The organism is Methylobacterium sp. 001424705, assembly GCF_059816145.1.
Map to the genome: position 1 here is coordinate 1 of NZ_JCBANU010000077.1, position 1,384 is coordinate 1,384.

The 1,384-nt window shown below is 67.6% G+C and carries 1 protein-coding gene; it reads left to right on the forward strand.

Features of this window, described 5'->3' with window-relative positions:
• Positions 1 to 72: 72 nt before the first annotated feature.
• A complete protein-coding gene (locus tag AC6EUL_RS22805) occupies positions 73 to 1,116 on the forward strand; it encodes an IS110 family RNA-guided transposase (RefSeq protein ID WP_471759112.1) in 1,044 nt (347 codons plus the stop codon).
• Positions 1,117 to 1,384 lie beyond the last annotated feature (268 nt).

A 1,384-nucleotide genomic window follows, 5' to 3' on the forward strand; every position in this document is an offset into this window, starting at 1 on the left:
ATGGGGTATTCGGGGTGCGTCGCGCGGTGGAAGCGGCATGATGGTGCTCTGAACCAACCTCGGAGCCCTGCCATGGACCAGCAGCACCACGTCGGCCTCGATGTCTCCGTGAAGGAGACCGCGATCTGCATCGTCGATCCCCACGGCAAGGTCGTGCACCGCGCCACGGTCGAGAGCCATCCCGAGGTTATCAGCCGGCATCTCAGCGACCTCGGGCACAGCTACGGGCGTGTCGGCCTGGAGGCGGGGCCGCTCTCGCCTTGGCTCTACGCCGGCCTGGTCGAGGCAGGGCTCCCGGCGATCTGCGTTGAGACCCGTCACATGCACGCTGCCCTCTCGGCGCGCATCAACAAGACCGACCGCAACGACGCCATGGGCATCGCCCAGATGATGCGGGTCGGCCTGTTCAAGCCGGTTCACGTCAAGACGCCGGCCAGCCAGCAACGCCGCCTGCTCCTGACCTCGCGCAAGCTCCTGCAGCGCAAGGCCTACGACATCGAGAGCGACCTACGCGGCCAGTTGCGCAACTTCGGCCTCAAGGTCGGCGTCGTGGGGGCTGCCGGGTTCGAGCAGCGCGTGCGCGACCTCGTGCTCGATCTGCCGTTCGTCGCGGCCGTGGTCCTGCCGCTGCTAGAGGCACGCTCCGCGCTGCGGACCCAGCTCGCCAAGCTGCACAAGATGCTGCTGGACCAGGTCCGTACCGATCCGATCTGCCGGCGGCTGATGACCGCGCCTGGCGTCGGGCCGATCGTGGCGTTGACCTACCGCACCTGCGTCGACAATCCGGCTCGGTTCGGGCGCTCGCAATGCGTTGGGGCACATTACGGTCTGACGCCGCGGCTCTACCAGTCCGGCGAGACGATGCGGATCGGACGGATCTCGAAGTGCGGGGACACGATGATGCGTGCCGCGCTGTATGAGGCCGCCCTCGTGCTGCTGACCAGCCCGCGCGGCCGGTGGTCCTCGCTGAAGGTCTGGGGACTGGCGGTGGCCAAGCGGCGGGGCATGCAAAAGGCGCTCGTGGCCGTCGCCCGCAAGCTGGCGATTGTGCTGCACCGCATGTGGCGCGACGAGACGGACTTCCGCTGGTCGGTCGCGACCGCCACGGCGGCCTGAGGCCCGCACACCAGCATAACGCAACACCGAGCTCCTCCGGCGTGGAGGAGGTCCCTGTGGGGACGACGGGAGCGGGTGAGACCGAGGAAACTCGAGCGTCGGTTCTGCCGAGCGCGCGGCTTGAGAATCGCTCCACCCACTCCCTCTGTTCCCATCATGAGGCGGCCCACGTCGACCTCGGAGAGAAGCAAGAGCTCCACAGGACCGTTCACGCGCCGAACCAGGATGCGCACGAAAGGGAGTTGACCGATGAACCCCGAATAGAGAA

What these genes read in the sequence shown, in the direction of transcription:
- AC6EUL_RS22805 (WP_471759112.1), top strand. Translation starts at nt 73, where the DNA reads ATGGACCAGCAGCACCACGTCGGCCTCGATGTCTCCGTGAAGGAGACC.